Origin of the sequence: Bengtsoniella intestinalis (assembly GCF_039719005.1) — a bacterium.
Classification (GTDB): domain Bacteria; phylum Bacillota; class Clostridia; order Oscillospirales; family Oscillospiraceae; genus Oscillibacter; species Oscillibacter intestinalis.
On the sequence record NZ_CP133584.1, the window covers coordinates 855532 to 871978 of the forward strand.

Consider the following 16447-nt stretch of genomic DNA (forward strand, 5'->3'; position numbering starts at 1 on the left):
ATCAACCGTATATTAAAGGAGACTATTACTATGGGTTACAGTGCAAAACGTGGATTCACCAACGGCAGCAACAAGGTCACTGGTGCACAACGTCAACAAGATTTGCAAGCTAAAATTCAACAAATGCAAGACGCTATGAGCGCCGCACAAGAACAAGTGGAAGCTACCAACTTCACCGCTAGCGTCGGCGGCGGTGTGGTCACCGCTGTGGTCAGCGGTAAAAAAGAAGTCCAAAGCATCACCATCAAACCCGAAGCTGTAGATGCTGACGACGTGGAAATGCTGCAAGACTTGGTGGTCAGCGCTGTCAACGAAGCCATTCGTCAAGCTGACGAAGCCATGGAATCCAGTGTGTCTAACGCCACTGGCGGCATGAACTTGGGCGCATTCGGCCTGTAAGGCATTTTAAAACAAACCAACAGAACGTAGGGTGGAGGCTTGCCTCCGCCCTACGTTTACCTCATTCACCAAACAAGGAGGTGTTTTCATGTTCAAACGATTCCTGCCCCTGTTGCTCGCCATGGCGCTACTCACTGGCTGTAGTAGCCAAGCCGTTATCCAATTGCCCGCCCAAGAAGCAGGTATGACCGTGGCCTATATTCCTCTGGATGACCGCCCTGTCAACGATGACCGTGTGGTTTATTTGGCTGAGTCTTTGGGTCTAGAATTTCTAATGCCAGACCAAAGTTTATATCACACCGCCTTAGATTATCAAGAGGTAAACTCCGACGGCAGTCAATATGGCGACCGTGGCGCTTTGTGGACATGGCTGATGGAGACCGAAGAAGATGGGTGCGATGTGTATTTGCTGTCTCTTGACCAGCTATTTTCTGGCGGCTTGGTCAACAGCCGTAGCGTCTATGCTGGCACAGACATCCCCTTTCCTGATGGCTCTGTTTTGACAGAAGAACAGGTCATTGACCAATATCTTCTGCCCCTGTTATCCAACCCAGACAATCAGGTCTACCTCATCGACACGGTGATGCGCCTTGCCCCCACCGTGGGCTATGAAGGCTTTGGCCTAGAGGAATACACCTTGCTCCGTGACTATGCCATGGAACCACGTCCCACCTTAGAAGGGGCAGATTTAACGGTGGAAAACATCATCGCTGACTACAGCCTCGATGCCAATGGCAATGTGATTATTCCAGACCAAGCCATCAGCGCTGACATGATTGAAAATTACTTTGCCGCCAGAGCACGGAAGTTGACGTTGGCTGACACCTTACTCTCCGCCACCCAACCCATGGACAATGTCCACTGGCTCATCGGCATTGACGATTCCGCCCCCTCATCTAGCATCCAAACCAACGAGCTCAATTATCTGCGCCAACAAATTGCAGGCCGCGGCGCTGTGCTCTCTGGCGCTGACGAAGATGGGATGCTAGCACTGTGCCGTTTGTACAGCGACTTGTGTTACACAGGGGCGCTGCCCACCGTGTTGGTGCGCTATTACGGAGGCAGTGAGTCCACCGCCGCCAGCGACTTCGACCACCAATCCATGACCGATGTGGTAGACGAACACCTTGCCTATCTAGGCATCACCCAAGTCTCTGACGGCAGTCACGACATGGAGCTGTTGGTGTTGACCGCCCCTGGTGACGGTGCCAGTGCCACATGGGAAGATTTGATTACCCAAATCAACACCAACGAGAATAGCGCTATGCCCACCATGGTCTCCGACGGGGCAAAATACGCCTACGGCGATGCCTTTGCCAATGCCTTGATTGGCAAAACTGACCTTGGTTCCCTGTTCGGCTATGGTGGCTATTATGACCTTGCCAACGTGACAGGTGTGACCATTTCCAACGGCATTGCGCGCTGGCTTCACCTTGCCGAAAACGACACTGTGTCCATGACGGAAAACCAAGCCTTTGCCAAAACCTTGGCTGACTCTCTCATCAAGGATTTGTGCTATAAAAACGACTCCAAAGTGGATTTGACCCTGTATGTTCGCGAGGAATTGGGTGGCGACCCAGACAACTTTGCACGGTTGGACACCGACATTGCCTTGACCCAAACCTTTTTGGAATCTGCCATGGCAGAAGACACCGCCTCTGTGCTGAAAAATCTGTCAAAGAGCAATCTGATGGTGGATTTAGAGGGCAATCAAATGGGCTGGGGCACCATCACCCTCAGCGAGTTTGAGTCCCCATGGCTGCGCGTCTTTGAACCACGATACACCATCACCGTAGAAGAATTTGGCACCACCCATTGGTGGTGAAAGATGAACGACTAACGGTGAATGACTAAAACGGGCGACCACAGGTCGCCCCTACACACTCATGTTGTAGGGGTAACTTGTGGTCGCCCGTCTTTATTTTTAGCCCTTCATCTTTCATCCTTAGCCTTTAGTCTCCATTGGGGTGCAAGTGTTTCCACAGTGCTGTGGCCACGTCCTTAGGAATCACCTCTGCCAATTCGGTTTCGGTGGCAGTTTTAATGGCGCGGATGGTGCCAAAGCGGTCTTTCAAGGCTTGCTTACGCTTCTCCCCTAGTCCACTCACCCCATCCAACGCAGACCGCAGATTGGTTTTGGTGTGCTTTTGATGGTGATACGTGATGGCAAAGCGGTGGGTTTCCTCTTGTATTTGCCCAATAAGGGTAAATACAGCTGGGGTATTGGCAATGCCGATTTCCCCACCCTCTGGGGTCATCAGCGCCCGTGTGCGGTGGCGGTCATCTTTGACCATGCCAAACACTGGCACCGCCAAACCAAAGCTATCCACCACCCGTTTTGCCGTTTGGGCATGGGTCAAGCCGCCGTCAATAAACATCACCTCTGGCAAAGGTGCAAACCCAGCGTCACCGTCCACATATCGTTGCAACCGACGGCGCACCACCTCTTCCATAGAGGCATAGTCGTCTGGCTTGCCTGTGGCAAGCCCTTTGATTTGGAACCGCCGATAGGCTTTTTTCAAAGGCTTTCCCCCTTGATACACCACCATAGAGGCCACAATATCGCTACTGCCTGTATTAGAAATATCAAAGCTTTCCATCCGCTCTGGCAGAATATCCAGTCCCAGCGCCTTTTGCAAGGTTTCCAACGTATGCTGGGTGCGTTCTTGGGCGGTGGCCGCTTGGGTGGCACCTTGGATGGCATTTTGGGTGGCCATGGCCACCAACTCCGCCTTCTCCCCACGTTGGGGAATCCGCACTTGTACCCGATGCCCTGCCCGCTGGGTCAGCACTTGAGACAGGGTCTCTGCGTCTTCTAGTTCCGTGGCATCCATGGGCAGGAGGATTTCCTTTGGAAACAGCGACCGAGGCAGATAATATTGAGCAGTGATGGCGCTGAGCAATTCCGCCTCTTCCCCTTGGGTACTGACCACGCCAAACTCTTGCCCAGACAGATTCCCATCTTCCATGTGGAGCACTGCATAGCAACACTTTCCGCCACGGCTGGCAATGCCCCAGATGTCGGTATCGGCACATAGCCCAGCGATCACCGTCTGCTTTTTGTTCAATGCTTTCACCGCTGTGATTTGATCTCGGATTTGGGCGGCCTGTTCAAAGGCATAACTCTCAGCGCAGTGCATCATATCCTGCTCTAAGGTGGCAAGCAAGGTTTTTGCTTTCCCTTCTAGCACCAATACCGCCTGCTCCATTTTGATTTGATAGTCTTTCTGGGTCAATTCCTTGCGGCAATAACCGTCGCATTTGCCCATGTGAAAGTTGAGGCACGGGCGCTGAGCCCCAATGTCTCGAGGGAATTTACGGTTACAGGTGGGCAAGCCTAACGCTGTACACACCGCGTCGATGGCCTGTCTTGTTTCATACCGTCCACCAAAGGGGCCAAAATACCGCGCACTGTCCTGTCCCATACGCCCCACCATGGTGAGGCGACTGTAAGGCTCCACCCCCAAACGGACAAAGGGATAACCCTTGTCATCTTTGAGCAAGATGTTATAGCGCGGAAAATGGCGCTTAATCAGGGAATTTTCCAGTACCAGCGCCTCAAACTCATTGCGGACAACGATGGTGTCGAAATGGTCAATATTTGCCACCATGGTACGGGTTTTGGGGCTGTGATTGGCGCTGTCTTGAAAGTATTGGCTCACCCTATTTTTCAATTTCTTCGCCTTACCCACGTAAATCACTTGTCCTGTGGCATCCATCATCAGATACACGCCAGCAAGCAAAGGCAAATTGGCGGCTTTTTCCCGCAATTGATCTTTGGTCATAGGCCCTCCTTGGGTACGGAATTTTCAAATAGAGCTGAACACGGGTGACCACAGTCTGGGGCGATTGATTTCATTCGAAGAGGGTCTTTGCCCCTACTTGCGAAAAAGACGACCCTGCTATCTAGCAGAGCCGTCCTCCAAGGTTCTCACTTATTCGCCGAAGTTGTCGTCAACCAGAGCTACCAGAGCAGCTACAGCTTCTTTTTCGTCAGCGCCGTCAGCAATCAGGGTAATGGTAGTGCCCTTAACAATCCCTAAGGACAGCACACCCAACAAGCTTTTTGCGTTGACACGACGTTCGTCCTTTTCAACCCAGATGCCACTTTTGAATTCGTTGGCTTTTTGGATGAAGAAGGTAGCGGGACGTGCGTGGAGGCCCACCTCATTATTGACAGTAATTTCTTGTGTAAACATAACACAGTCTCCCTTTCTGTTACGGTTTTTGAAAAACGATACACTATGGCAGCCCTCTGCCAATTTTCTATTCCTATCATACCCTTTTTTCCACAAAACGTCAACTATGAATTGCACAAACATTGATAAAATTTTTCCTTTTCTATATGACTATTTTATCAAAGCTGGCAACTAATACCCATCTAGCGCTATTTTCCATGGTTAATGCGCACTTTTTAGCACATCATAACCATGGGTATCGCAAATGCTTTTTACAAAAAGGAGCTTTTGACATGAACAAACGTAATCTCTTACCACTGTTGACTTTAGTCACTGCTATGGCCTTGGTGGGCTGTGGTCGTGACAACAACACGCAAGACCACCAAACCATGGAACCAGACACCACCACAGACAACGCCAACCCATTCCCCAGTGGCGAAATTTTAGGAGATGACACTGTCACCGACTACGGCATAGACAGCCCTATGAACCAAACCTATGACCAGCACGAGGACGAACATTTGGAATTTGGCATCCCATTTGATGAAATGTTGGAAAATGCCTATATCCATGACACAGACGGCAACTTGAATGACGGTGAAAACGCCAAACACGACGATTTCCTCCATTACGAAACAGACAAATAAGGCCAAAAGCAAAAGGTGAAAGACTAATAACTAGTCTTTCACCTTTCGCTCTTAGTCTTCCACATAATCACTGCCATACCAAATAGAATCAGAATATCCTGTGGCAGAGCGATAAATCACACTGTCCTCTACCTCAATTTCATTGATTGCCAACAGCTCTTCCACTGTGACAAACCGATAGCCCATGGCCGTCATTTCATCGATGAGCTGTAAGGCCGCCTCCACAGAGGTGGCATAGGTGTCGTGGAGCAATATAATATCATTTGGCTCCACCGTGGACAGCACCACATCTACCACCGCTTGGGTGTCCAGTAATTCCCAATCTCTGGGTCTACCGACCACAAGACCATAGGCACGTCTACGCTACTGTATTGGCTGCGGTTAATCAATCCATATGGTGGGCGAAGCCAATAGGTCACATCCCCATCTCGGTCTAAAATCTGATTGAACAAATCTTCTGTTTTTTGAAAATCTTCCTGCCATTCCTCTTGGGTAACCTTGGTCATATTCAAATGGCTATAGCTGTGGTTTGCCAGCTGGTGACCTTCATCCACAATGCGCTGCACCGTATCAGGGTATTTGGCGGCCTGCACCCCCAAGCAGAAAAAAGTGGCCTTCACATTTCGCTCAGACAGTCCCTCCAACAAAGTCTCCGTTTTGCCAACAGGGCCATCGTCAAAAGTGAGTGCCACATAGCCATAGACAACCTCTTCAGGCTCTGGTTCCACCACAAGCAACTCCACTTCCACAAATACAGTTTCTTCTACAGTCGTCTCTACCTCAATCTCTTCAATAGGCGCCGCTACAGGTGCTTGCGCCGCGGCACAACCCATCACCATAGTAAGTGTCAGCGACAATACGCCTAAAAAAATCTGTTTTCTCATATGTCGCCTCCCGTCTGTTCCCATGTATGAAATTCTGTAGTCTTTTCTTTATTGTACCACAATCCATTGCTTTAGCATACCCAAAATCGACAAATTATAATGTCTTTTTAACCACAAATTATTACAAAGTCGTGACAAAAAACACACCGCTGACAACTCTCAGCGGTGTGTTTGTGCTTTATCATAATTTATGCGTCGATGCCACGAGATGTAAGGTATTTTTTTACCATCAAGGCCACCTTAAAGGTAATGGCGTCGTCAAATTCACGCAAGTCCAACCCTGTCAGCTTTTTGATTTTTTCCAGACGATACACCAAGGTGTTACGGTGGACAAACAACTTACGAGCCGTTTCAGATACGTTCAAATTATTTTCAAAGAACTTATGGATGGTGAACAATGTTTCCTTGTCCAGTGCATCGATGGGGTTCTTTTTGAACACTTCTTGCAAGAACATTTCGCACAAGGTAGTAGGGAGCTGATAAATCAAGCGTCCAATCCCTAGATTTTCGTAGTTGATGACAAACTTTTCAGTGTCAAACACCTTGCCAACTTCAATGGCAATTTGGGCTTCTTTATAAGACTTGGCCAAATCACGCAGGTGCATGGCCACAGTGCCGATGCCCACCACAGCGGTAGACTCGCCACCAATGCGCAACGCATCTTCCACAGAGGACGCAATCTTAATCAAATCACGGCTAGAACAACCATCGCCCATTTGACGCACCAACACCACGTCGCCCTCACCGACGCTCAAAACAAAGTCGTTTTGACGGTCAGGGAACAAATTTTGGATGACTTCCGTTGGAATAGAATCTGTCTTTTTCAGCGCCCGAATGACAAACACGCCTCTAGGCACATCCGCCATCACACGCAATTCTTTGGCGCGCATATAGATATCACCCAACATAATATTGTCGGAGATGATATTTTTAATGAAAGAGCCACGGTCGTGCTTCTCTTCATAGTAAGACTTAGCCGCATTGAGAGACACCGTAGCCATAGAACATACCGTTTTGCTGATATCATTGTCGCCGAAGGCAAACACTGCATAATCAAATTGATTGCCCCAGCCGTTGAGGGCTTTGAAGGCTTTCCCATCGGTGGTGACCACAGAGCCAATGGCACTATTGATGCCGGGCACATATTCTGTCCAACGTTGACCAATCATGGACAGCTCACTACAGGCAATCACTACGCCTTCTCCATCCATCACACCTACTGTGCGGTCAGTGTTTTCCTTTAATTGCAGTACCACATTTTGAAAAATCCGTCCAGACATGGTCTGTCCTCCTCGCCCATATTTCACCCACCTCTTTGCAGGTGTTTTAGAGTTCCCTGTGTCATCCACACATATCACAATGAAAATGCCATGGATACGTCTGTTTTTATTTTTACAACAGATTGACCACTAAAGTAGCTTTATTATATCGTGATTTTTGACAAATTGCAAGATGTTTTTTCTTTTTTCAACAAAAAAACTGCAATTCTTTTGGTCAACCTTTGCACGAAACACCTATTTACTGCCGTTCTAGCATTGTTAATTCTGTCTTTGTAAGGGGACGAAATGCCCCTAAAGCTAGGTTTTCATCTAATTTCAACCCACCCATCGCAACCCTTTGTAAATAAGTAACAGGTTTCCCACAGCAGGCCAACATCCGCTTTACTTGATGGAATTTACCTTCTTGCAACGTGACAAAACAGGCTTTTTTCTCAAATTCTTCCAATATTTCCAACTTTGCAGCCATACATTGTAGCCCATCGCCCAGTGTCATGCCGTTGGAGAAAGCCTGACAATCTGCTGGCTCTAAAATCCCGTCAACCTTTGCAAAATATCGCTTATCCACATGGTGACGTGGCGAGAGCAGACGATGTGCCATCTGACCATCGTTGGTCAACAGCAACAGGCCTTCTGTGTCTTTGTCCAGCCGTCCCACAGGGAACAACCCTTGCTTTTGGTAGTGGGCTGGCAGTAAATCCAGCACAGTTTCCCCCTGTCCATCTTCCGTGGCAGAAAGGTAGCCAGCTGGCTTGTTGAGCATGAGCCACGTGAACCGCTCACAGGCGATCACCTTGCCGTCCACCTTGATTTCCACTGCATCCCCATCATACTTGTCCTCTGGCGCGGCGGCAATTTTATCGTCAATCAACACACGGCCTTGACGCACCAATGCCTTCACATCTCGGCGAGAATACTGGCCTGTGGCGGCGATGAGCTTATCTAAACGCTGTTTTTCCATAGACCCTCCTAGCATTTTTTCTTACAGTATAGCATAGGTTTTACAAAAAGAAAATACAAACCGCCAAGGAGGACACACCTATGTTTCTATACACCGCTCGGTTTCACAAAAAAACCACACTGGCGCTGATACTGGCAGTCATCATCTCTGTGGGAGGACTGCTGATTTGGAATGCACACACCTCAAATTCTGTCCAAACCCCAACCCTTTGCCTTGACACCAACGAAGCACGACTGTCCTTCCTGACAGACTTGGGTTGGCAAGTCACTGAGGAGCCTCTGGAAACCTTACAATTTCTCCTGCCGAACCCGTTGACACTGGCCTATTTGACCTATAACGAACTACAACTTGCCCAAGGTTACGACTTAACCCTTATGCTGGGGCGGCGGTGACTCGTTATACCTATTCGGTAGAAAATTATCCAGACCGCACCAGTGGTGTGCAATTAAATTTATATTTATATGAGGATACACCCATCGCTGGCGATATCATCTGCCCCGGCGCTGAAGGCTTCCAAGCCTCGTTGGTGTTCCCTGTAACACAGTGAGCATCCACCCCTGTCAACACTATTTAGACAGTTTTCTAAATAGTGTTGACAGGGGTGATTTTATATGCTACTATTTAGAAAATCATCTAAATAGAAAGGCGGTGTATCCATGGGTTTTCCTGAAACCTTCAAGGCGCTCTCTGACCCTGTGCGCCGAGAAATCTTATTGGGCTTGCGGTCTGGTCGCATGAGTGCTGGTGATATTGCCAGCGGATTTGAAACCACAGGTGCTACCATATCATATCACTTGTCGGTGTTAAAAAAAGCAGATTTGGTGTTTGAAACCAAGGAAAAGAATTATATTTATTACGATTTAAACACATCGGTGCTAGAGGAAATGATGCTCTGGTTCACCCAGTTCCAAAAGGAGGATACCTTATGAATGCCCTTATCAAACGGCTTACACTTCCTGTGATTTTATGCCTGTTACCCATGGCATTGGGGCTATTTCTATACCCCCAATTGCCTGCACAAATTCCTTCCCATTGGGGGTTTGACGGCACCGTCAACGATTATATGAGCAAGGTAGCCATGGTCTTCGGGATGCCACTGTTCATGGCGGCCATGACGATTTTTGTGGCCTTTATGATGGAACATGACCCCAAAAAACGAAACCAAGCTGGCGCCATTAAAACCTTGTCTTTGTGGTTATGCCCTGTGATGAGCCTGTTACTGGTGCCCATGTCTTTGTTCATCGCGCTAGGGTATGACTTACCCGTTGCTACCATCATCTGTATATTTGTAGGCCTGTTATTTGTGATTATAGGGAATTATCTGCCAAAAAGCAAACAAAATTACACAATAGGGATTCGTCTACCATGGACGCTAAACAGCGAAGAAAACTGGAATCGCACCCACCGTTTAGCAGGGAAAATATGGGTTCTCATGGGTCTGGTGATGGTGTTGATGGCTCTGTTTGCCGGTCAAACAGTTTGGTTTACCGCCCTGTTTACCATCACCATCCTCCTAATCTCAACGACACCTGCCCTCTATTCTTATTGTCTGTACCGCAATGGAATTTAATCCTTGACTTTTCACACACACTATGCTATAATTCATAAGCTAAGTGAATATGCGGATGTGATGGAATTGGTAGACATGCAAGATTTAGGTGCTGTTCCCTCTGTGTAGGTTTTTCGCTACCTTATCTTTTCCATAGGAGGTGCCAAAAGTGGGTGAGTTATTGCCATTTAAGCGTGAGCCAAAATGCTCATATATCTTTAGTGTTTCTATTGCCACAGGGTGCTATCGACATATTCGAGTCGATGGACGAGACACATTAGAAATGCTGAGTGCCTATATTTTGGAAGCCTTTGATTTTGATAATGACCATGCCCATGCCTTTTTTATGGATAATAAGGCATGGAGCGATATGGATTGCTATTTTGTAGACAACGGAAGCGACGAATGCCGCAACACCTGCGATTATAGACTGATGGATTTGAAGGTTATAACATTGGTGAAAATGCCCTCTATGGGGTCTTTTCCTATGAGGATGACCAACAATTGGTTCCCATGCGGGAGCAAACCCCTTGAAGTTGGGCATAAGTTTAAATATATTTTCGATTTTGGCGATGATTGGCGATTTGATTGTAAGGTGCTTAAAATCCTAGAAGAAGAAACTGAGGTAGCACATATTGTCCGCAGTAAAGGGCAGCCACCTACACAGTATGGCAGCGATGACCCGTTCGATGATTACGATGAAATTGATGATCTAGATGAATAACTTTTGTATTGAAAAGACTGAAATTGACCCAGGTTGCAACAATACGCACTGAATCCCCCCACGGAGGCGCGACCTCCACCCTACAAAATAGCACCAGGCTAGCGCCTGTGCTCATATTTGCGGATGTGATGGAATTGGTAGACATGCAAGATTTAGGTGCTGTTCCCTCTGTGTAGGTTTTTACCTCACCCTGTCCGCATTGGTTTTCCCTTTGACCCGTTTTCGGCGGGCCGATTTTCTCGCCTTACGGCTCGATAATCGTCCACGTCACAACAATGTGACGATGGCCGTTCTCGACTGGTTAAATACTCCTTTGTTCTTCGACTTCGGTTTTGCCTTTCTTTTTCTTTTTTTAATATAATGAGCACTGCTCATCTAATATTATTAAAAGAGCCAGCATCACCGCCCCTAAGCGACGAACAACTCCCTGCTTTCTAACCGTGCTCAATATGTGACACGGAAGAATCCAACCAGAGATTGCCCAGTGATGGAAACCCTATTGGCGCTCTTCCCTCGAGAATTGTTGCCACCCCGGAGGTACCCCCTCCACCTTACAAGATAGCTTCAGGTTAACCCCTGTGCTTATATATGCGGATGTGATGGAATTGGTAGACATGCAAGATTTAGGTGCTGTTCCCTCTGTGTAGGTTTTTACCTCACCCAGTCCGCATTGATTTTCCCTCGGAGGAGCATCCTCCACTTAACAAAATAGCTTCAGGCTAACCCCTGTGCTCATATTTGCGGATGTGATGGAATTGGTAGACATGCAAGATTTAGGTTCTTGTGCTGAGAGGCGTGTGGGTTCGAGTCCCTTCATCCGCACCATAGCTGTTTTTGCTACTTTTGTAGCAAAAACAGCTATTTTTATATGTAAAAAGTTCTGTATTTTAGATACCACTTTAGTTGCACAAAGTGGAGATTTAGACAGGGTAACAGCACCCTAGTTGATGTTACCCTGTCTAAGAATATAGTTGCTTATTTCCGCCCCATCCGCTCCATCAACATCCCCTCAATCTCCTCCTCCAACTTAACCACTTCCAACCTTAGCTCTGCAATGAGCTCCTGTCTTAGGGGCTTTTGCAGGGCTAATTTTTTGCGTTGGCCATTGACTTGTTTCAAAATATGTACGGTGGACTCATGATTTTTTGTTAGCAGTTCTTGGACGGCTTGGTGGAGCACTTCTTCATGGATTCTATGGGAGGAGCAGTGGGCTTTACCGTGGTTGTGGTAGGTTTTGCAGGTGTACTCCACTCGCTCTTTTCCATTCCATGTCCGTTTTACCGACACAAAGGGTGCGCCACAGTCGCCACACTGGAGCAAGCCTGCAAAGTCATGGGTGGTACGGTTGGTGGGGGCTTGCTTGGGTTGCTGTGCCAGCCGCTCCTGCACTTCCTGCCACAATTCCATGGACACCAGTGGCTGATAGGCATTTTCATGGCAAAACTGTTGGTCTTTGGGCACAGGTTTTATAATGTCCCTACCCTTCCGCTCTCGCTTGTGGGTATGCAAAATCCCCACATAGCTTTCATCAGAAAGAATATTTTTCACGCTGGTGTACGTCCAATGGGCAGGGCTAGGGGTCTCCCCACGGAGGATGGTTTTTCGTTGAGATGGCGTTTCTTCTCCTGTATCATTGAGATGTTTGGTGATAGATTTTAGGCTTCTGCCCATGAGATATGCTTCAAAAATCCACAGCACCGTCTGGGCGGCTGGCTCGTCAATTTCTATCTTATCTGTGTTTTTATCTTTCCAATATCCGAAGGAGGGGCGCTGAATTTGCCCCTCCTTTTGCCGTTGACGGATGCCATGACGTATCTTTTTGCCTGTATCCTTGGCATAGAAATCGTTCATTAAGCCACGGACACTGATGCCAAAATCATCGGTTTCTCGACCGCTGTTCAGGGATTCTGTGACAGAAATCACTTGAATGTTGTGCTGTAATAACCACTGGATATACAAATCAGTTTGGACTTTACAGCGTCCTAATCGTGAAAAATCTTTCACAAGCACCGCATCCATCTCCCCTTGCTCCACGGCTTCGCTGAGCTGATTTAACCCCTCACGGCGAAACTCCATGCCACTGATACCGTTATCCCCCGACTGCCCCACGATGGTGCATCCGTGCTGGGCACCATAGTCTTGGAGGATTTGCAACTGGTTTTCTATAGACTCATTTTCCTCTCTGGAGAGCCTTGTATATAGCCACACTTTCATCCAATCACCTCCAGTAAATCGCTGTCCTCATAGACATCTTTGTGGTCACGGAAGGGGGCTTTCAGGGTGATTTCCAAGTCCAATTTCCCATCCACCTCACTGATGACAATGCCCTCTACCAGTAGTCGTAGCTGACTTCCTGCAATTTTTCCATAGCTAAGGATGTCGTCCATAAGGCGAATATCTCGTCGCAGTGTGGTCTGCTTTTGGCGTAGAGTTTCGTCCATATGCTCCAGTCGTTGAATTTCATTTTGCAGACGGCTGATTTCTTCCTCACGCTTGGCGATCATGCGGTCGTACCGCACAGCGTTGTCCTTATCTCGGATTTTTTCCAATAAAATCGCCTCCACTTCATTTTCTATATTTAAGATGGCATCGTTGGCCTTTTGAATTTTACCTTCCATGTTAGACAAATCGGGCATCCATTGATCCATGACCTTGGACAGGTTGTCCCAGATGGTTTGATATTGGTCGCGGCAAGCCAGCAATTCCTTGTGGAGCAAGGCATCCAAAATGGTTTCGTGGATGGTGTGGGGTGGGCAGTGTTCCTTGCCGTAACGGTGATAGGTGTCGCATACATAGTCCACACGCTCCCCAGATACCAATTTTACACGCTTGCCAATGAAGGTTCGTCCACAATCTTTGCACTGAAGCAACCCGCCATATCGGTGGGCAATCTGACCGCTGGAAGCACGCACATTGCAGGCTTTGCGACTAGCGATAAGGGACTGCACCTCCTGCCATTTCGCCTTTGGAATAATCACAGGGAGGAAATCTTCGTGACGATATTGCTCTGCTTCTTCGGTGAAACGGAAGGTTTTGTTGATTTTGTTGCGGTCACTTTTGTGGCAAATCAGGGTGCCTGTGTAGCTCTCATCCATGAGGATACGCCCCACCATAGTGCCCTCCCACAGATACTTTTTCAGCACCTTGTCGTGTGTATTTGGGGATTTCTTTTTCAGTAACTCCAGTTGGATTTTAGCAGGGGTTTTATGCCCTTCCTCATTCAATTTTCGAGCGATGGCCTTGAATCCATAGCCATCTAAGTACAGAGAATAAATACGGCGCACCGTTTCAGCCACATCTTCCACCACCACAATTTCCTTGGTATTCTTATCTTTGAAGTAGCCGAAGGGTGGCACGATGACCATGCCGTTTTTCTGTTTCTGACGAATCCCAGCTCGAACACGACGGCTGCCGTCTCTGGCATAGTAGTCATTCATCAGCCCCTTGAACCCAATGAGCAGGTCATCGTTTTCGTTGAAGGTATCAATATTTTCCGTAGCAGATAGGACACGGACATTCTGGGTGCGTAGGTAGTCGATGAACAAGGCTGTCTGGGTGCGATGCCGCCCTAGACGAGATAAGTCCTTCACTAGAACGGCATCGATGAGGCAATTTTCCACAGCTTCATAGATTTTATCGATGCCAGCACGGTTGAAGTGCATGCCGCTGATGTTGTCGTCGAAGGATTCACCTGCGATGGTATACCCTTTGCTGACGGCATAGTCGTAAATAATTTGGCGCTGATTGTTGAGGGAATTGAGCTCATCATCCTCGTCACGGGACAGTCGATAGTATAACCAAATACGCAAGTGTTCACCTCCTTTTTTCCATTAGCACACACCATACCACAGGTGGTTTAACATAGCTATGAGAATTTATCAGCTGGCTTGATTTTCTACACAAGCAACAATTTCTTCGGTCTGGACGTTGCAAATTTGACCTTGTGTCAGGTGCTGTTCCACCAATCGTTCCAAGAAATATTGGAAGGTTGCATCTGTTCCAGCGTAGGAAAATTGAACGCTGTTGATATAAATTTTCTTTTTCTTCGCCAATTAAAACCCTCCCATTGTCATTGTGAATCCTTGTTGTTGCTGCGGTTTTGGTTCTTCGTGTTGTTCCTCGTAGCCCTGATTGTTTTCGGGTTCTTGCTTCAATTCTTCCACGATATTGTCAAATGTTTCGTCGTCTATTTCCGCTTCATTATACTGGCTCAGACAGTCGAACAGCAGGTACACGCCTACGAAAGACAACATGGTTAAGACCCCAATGTTGGCGATGAGTTGCAAATCGTCGCCATGTTCCATGCCGTCACCCATCCGTTTCATGGCCCAGAATGCTTCTCGCAAGACTTGAGATTGGAGGGGTTTTAGCGGTGCAAAGAGGATGGTTCGCTCTTGTTCCCAGCCTGTGATAAGCGGTGGCGTGGCGGTCTGCTTGTGCCTACGGATTTCAAATTCTTGCTCCATGTTCTCTTTGGAAAACCGCTTGCCGTACAGCTTTTTGTCACGGCAGGACTTGCCATTTGGGTGGGTGTAGGTGATGTGTTTTCGGGTGTCCGTCCACTTGATGCCATAGCCCATGCCTTCCATTTGCCCCCAAAATTCTCTTTTGGTTTTGGCAGTTTTCATGGTGCTTGCGATGTCACGCATCAGCTCACCCTTCCAACTAATGCCCTGCTGGTCGGCTCTTTTTTCGGCACGACTTTTGGTGTTGGTGCGTCCATGTTCGTAAGGTGGCAGGATTTCAAGACCGTGGGCTTTGCAAATCTCGTCAGAAGATTGGCGCAATTTTCGCAAGGTGTTGGGTGGTTGGTGGAGCTTTTTCCCTGTTTCGAAGCTGACGGAATTGATAATGAAGTGAGTGTGAAGATGGGCGGTATCCATGTGGGTCGCAACCAAAACTTCGTGACCAGGGAAGTTTTTCTCGGCAAATTCCAGTGCGATTTGGTGAACCAGATGGGGCGAAATGTCTAGCCCAGCCTTGAAACTTTGGGTGTAATGATAAAATTGCACGTCCTTGATTTTGTTATGGACAGCTTTCGTCGCCAGAAATTCAGCCACGGCATGGTCAGGTACACAATCTTTTCCGCTGACCAATGGCACAGAAACGGTGTGGCTAGTGGTCTTGAAAGTCTGGCAAACATAGCCCATCACCCCACGCATGGTGGCTACACTTTGCTTTTCATACCGAATGAAATTGACAGTCGCCATAGTAGTTTACCCCCGATTGAACAGCTGGTCAAGGATGGATGGGCGCTTGGGTTCCTCCTGTGTTGTGACGTGGTTTTCTGGATAGAAACCATTCAGCCGTTCCAATTTCTCTCTATAACTTTCATGGTAAACCCTCGATGACATCGGTGTTTCTACAGGTGGCGCAACCGTTGTTTCCTCTGGACTTTCTTCTTCCATTTCTGGTTGGGTGAGGGCATTTTTCTTTTCACAGAGGGTGGTCAAAGCCTGATGGATTTTGCTCAATTCCTCTTTGGTGTCGTTCAAATACACCGTTTCAAATTGCCCCATGTTGGCTCGTGTGGTGAGCTGGTTCAGGTTGTTGCCGATGGGTTTCAGCTGTTTTTGAAGCTCTTTCAATCCGTCGATGACGATGATATCCTTGTTGAAAATGGCATGGCGGATGAAGTCAGTTTTGGTCATTCTGGCACGTTTCGCCAAGCGATTTAATTCCTTTATCTCCTGTTCGCTGGCTCTAAAATTGATGAATTTATCTTTCAAATAATATCTCCTTTTCGTAATTCTGTAGTGGGTTTGGGCTACTGCCCAATTTTTCTTGGTGGCAGCGTCTACACGCCTGCTCTGCTCGCCCCAGCCGAA

Annotated in this window: 17 protein-coding genes, 1 tRNA gene and 1 pseudogene; 8 read left to right on the plus strand and 11 right to left on the minus strand. The window is 47.7% G+C overall.

Annotated features, from left to right (window positions below; all coding sequences use genetic code 11):
* The first annotated feature begins 30 nt into the window (after nt 1-30).
* Together RFF05_RS04275 and RFF05_RS04280 are read left to right on the plus strand one after the other, a co-directional pair.
* Nucleotides 31-399 (plus strand): YbaB/EbfC family nucleoid-associated protein, encoded by a 369-nt coding sequence (locus tag RFF05_RS04275; protein WP_409969160.1) that lies wholly within the window; start codon nt 31-33, stop codon nt 397-399.
* Between the two features lie 88 nt (nt 400-487).
* Nucleotides 488-2224, plus strand: coding sequence for a DUF4127 family protein (locus RFF05_RS04280; protein ID WP_409969161.1), 1737 nt, complete (start codon nt 488-490; stop codon nt 2222-2224).
* A gap of 127 nt (nt 2225-2351) precedes the next feature.
* Here the strand turns inward: RFF05_RS04280 and uvrC are convergent, their stop codons facing one another.
* Nucleotides 2352-4184, minus strand: a complete 1833-nt coding sequence (uvrC, locus tag RFF05_RS04285; RefSeq protein ID WP_409969162.1) for an excinuclease ABC subunit UvrC — start codon at nt 4182-4184, stop codon at nt 2352-2354.
* Nucleotides 4185-4334: 150 nt separating this feature from the next.
* Nucleotides 4335-4598 (minus strand): HPr family phosphocarrier protein, encoded by a 264-nt coding sequence (locus tag RFF05_RS04290; RefSeq protein WP_409969163.1) that lies wholly within the window; start codon nt 4596-4598, stop codon nt 4335-4337.
* 272 nt (nt 4599-4870) lie between these two features.
* On the opposite strand from RFF05_RS04290, the gene RFF05_RS04295 reads away from it, so the two are divergent.
* A complete protein-coding gene (locus tag RFF05_RS04295) occupies nt 4871-5224 on the plus strand; it encodes a hypothetical protein (RefSeq protein ID WP_409969164.1) in 354 nt (117 codons plus the stop codon).
* Nucleotides 5225-5275: 51 nt separating this feature from the next.
* Here RFF05_RS04295 and RFF05_RS04300 read toward each other — a convergent pair whose 3' ends face one another.
* The 4 genes from RFF05_RS04300 to RFF05_RS04315 all read right to left on the minus strand — a co-directional run bounded on the left by RFF05_RS04300 (nt 5276) and on the right by RFF05_RS04315 (nt 8346).
* Nucleotides 5276-5566, minus strand: coding sequence for a hypothetical protein (locus tag RFF05_RS04300; protein ID WP_409969165.1), 291 nt, complete (start codon nt 5564-5566; stop codon nt 5276-5278).
* Entirely contained in the window at nt 5515-6108 is a 594-nt protein-coding gene (locus RFF05_RS04305) for a polysaccharide deacetylase family protein (RefSeq protein ID WP_409969166.1), read from the minus strand. Before RFF05_RS04305 ends, RFF05_RS04300 begins: the two co-directional genes overlap by 52 nt.
* A 188-nt stretch (nt 6109-6296) precedes the next feature.
* Nucleotides 6297-7388 (minus strand): PucR family transcriptional regulator, encoded by a 1092-nt coding sequence (locus RFF05_RS04310; RefSeq protein WP_409969167.1) that lies wholly within the window; start codon nt 7386-7388, stop codon nt 6297-6299.
* A 238-nt stretch (nt 7389-7626) separates the two neighbouring features.
* Nucleotides 7627-8346 (minus strand): pseudouridine synthase, encoded by a 720-nt coding sequence (locus RFF05_RS04315; RefSeq protein ID WP_409969168.1) that lies wholly within the window; start codon nt 8344-8346, stop codon nt 7627-7629.
* Between the two features lie 80 nt (nt 8347-8426).
* Here RFF05_RS04315 and RFF05_RS04320 point away from each other — a divergent pair.
* From RFF05_RS04320 to RFF05_RS04340, 5 genes and pseudogenes are all read left to right on the plus strand, one after another.
* Nucleotides 8427-8893 (plus strand): annotated as a pseudogene (locus tag RFF05_RS04320) (DUF4830 domain-containing protein).
* Nucleotides 8894-9002: 109 nt separating this feature from the next.
* Nucleotides 9003-9275, plus strand: coding sequence for an autorepressor SdpR family transcription factor (locus RFF05_RS04325; RefSeq protein ID WP_409969169.1), 273 nt, complete (start codon nt 9003-9005; stop codon nt 9273-9275).
* Entirely contained in the window at nt 9272-9916 is a 645-nt protein-coding gene (locus tag RFF05_RS04330; RefSeq protein ID WP_409969170.1) for an SdpI family protein, read from the plus strand. The genes RFF05_RS04325 and RFF05_RS04330 overlap by 4 nt, the downstream gene beginning before the upstream one ends.
* 148 nt (nt 9917-10064) lie before the next feature.
* Nucleotides 10065-10619, plus strand: coding sequence for a hypothetical protein (locus RFF05_RS04335; RefSeq protein WP_409969171.1), 555 nt, complete (start codon nt 10065-10067; stop codon nt 10617-10619).
* Nucleotides 10620-11359: 740 nt separating this feature from the next.
* Nucleotides 11360-11444, plus strand: a tRNA-Leu gene (locus RFF05_RS04340).
* A gap of 150 nt (nt 11445-11594) precedes the next feature.
* Here the strand turns inward: RFF05_RS04340 and RFF05_RS04345 are convergent.
* The 5 genes from RFF05_RS04345 to RFF05_RS04365 form a co-directional block, all read right to left on the minus strand.
* On the minus strand, nt 11595-12833 hold the full coding sequence (locus RFF05_RS04345; protein ID WP_409969172.1) for a recombinase family protein: 1239 nt from the start codon (nt 12831-12833) through the stop codon (nt 11595-11597).
* Nucleotides 12830-14428 (minus strand): recombinase family protein, encoded by a 1599-nt coding sequence (locus RFF05_RS04350; protein WP_409969173.1) that lies wholly within the window; start codon nt 14426-14428, stop codon nt 12830-12832. Before RFF05_RS04350 ends, RFF05_RS04345 begins: the two co-directional genes overlap by 4 nt.
* Nucleotides 14429-14497: 69 nt before the next feature.
* Nucleotides 14498-14671: a hypothetical protein gene (locus RFF05_RS04355; protein WP_409969174.1), complete on the minus strand. Its 174-nt coding sequence runs from the start codon at nt 14669-14671 to the stop codon at nt 14498-14500.
* Nucleotides 14672-15829, minus strand: a complete 1158-nt coding sequence (locus RFF05_RS04360; protein WP_409969175.1) for a relaxase/mobilization nuclease domain-containing protein — start codon at nt 15827-15829, stop codon at nt 14672-14674.
* 6 nt (nt 15830-15835) lie between these two features.
* On the minus strand, nt 15836-16348 hold the full coding sequence (locus RFF05_RS04365; RefSeq protein ID WP_409969176.1) for a MobC family plasmid mobilization relaxosome protein: 513 nt from the start codon (nt 16346-16348) through the stop codon (nt 15836-15838).
* Nucleotides 16349-16447 lie beyond the last annotated feature (99 nt).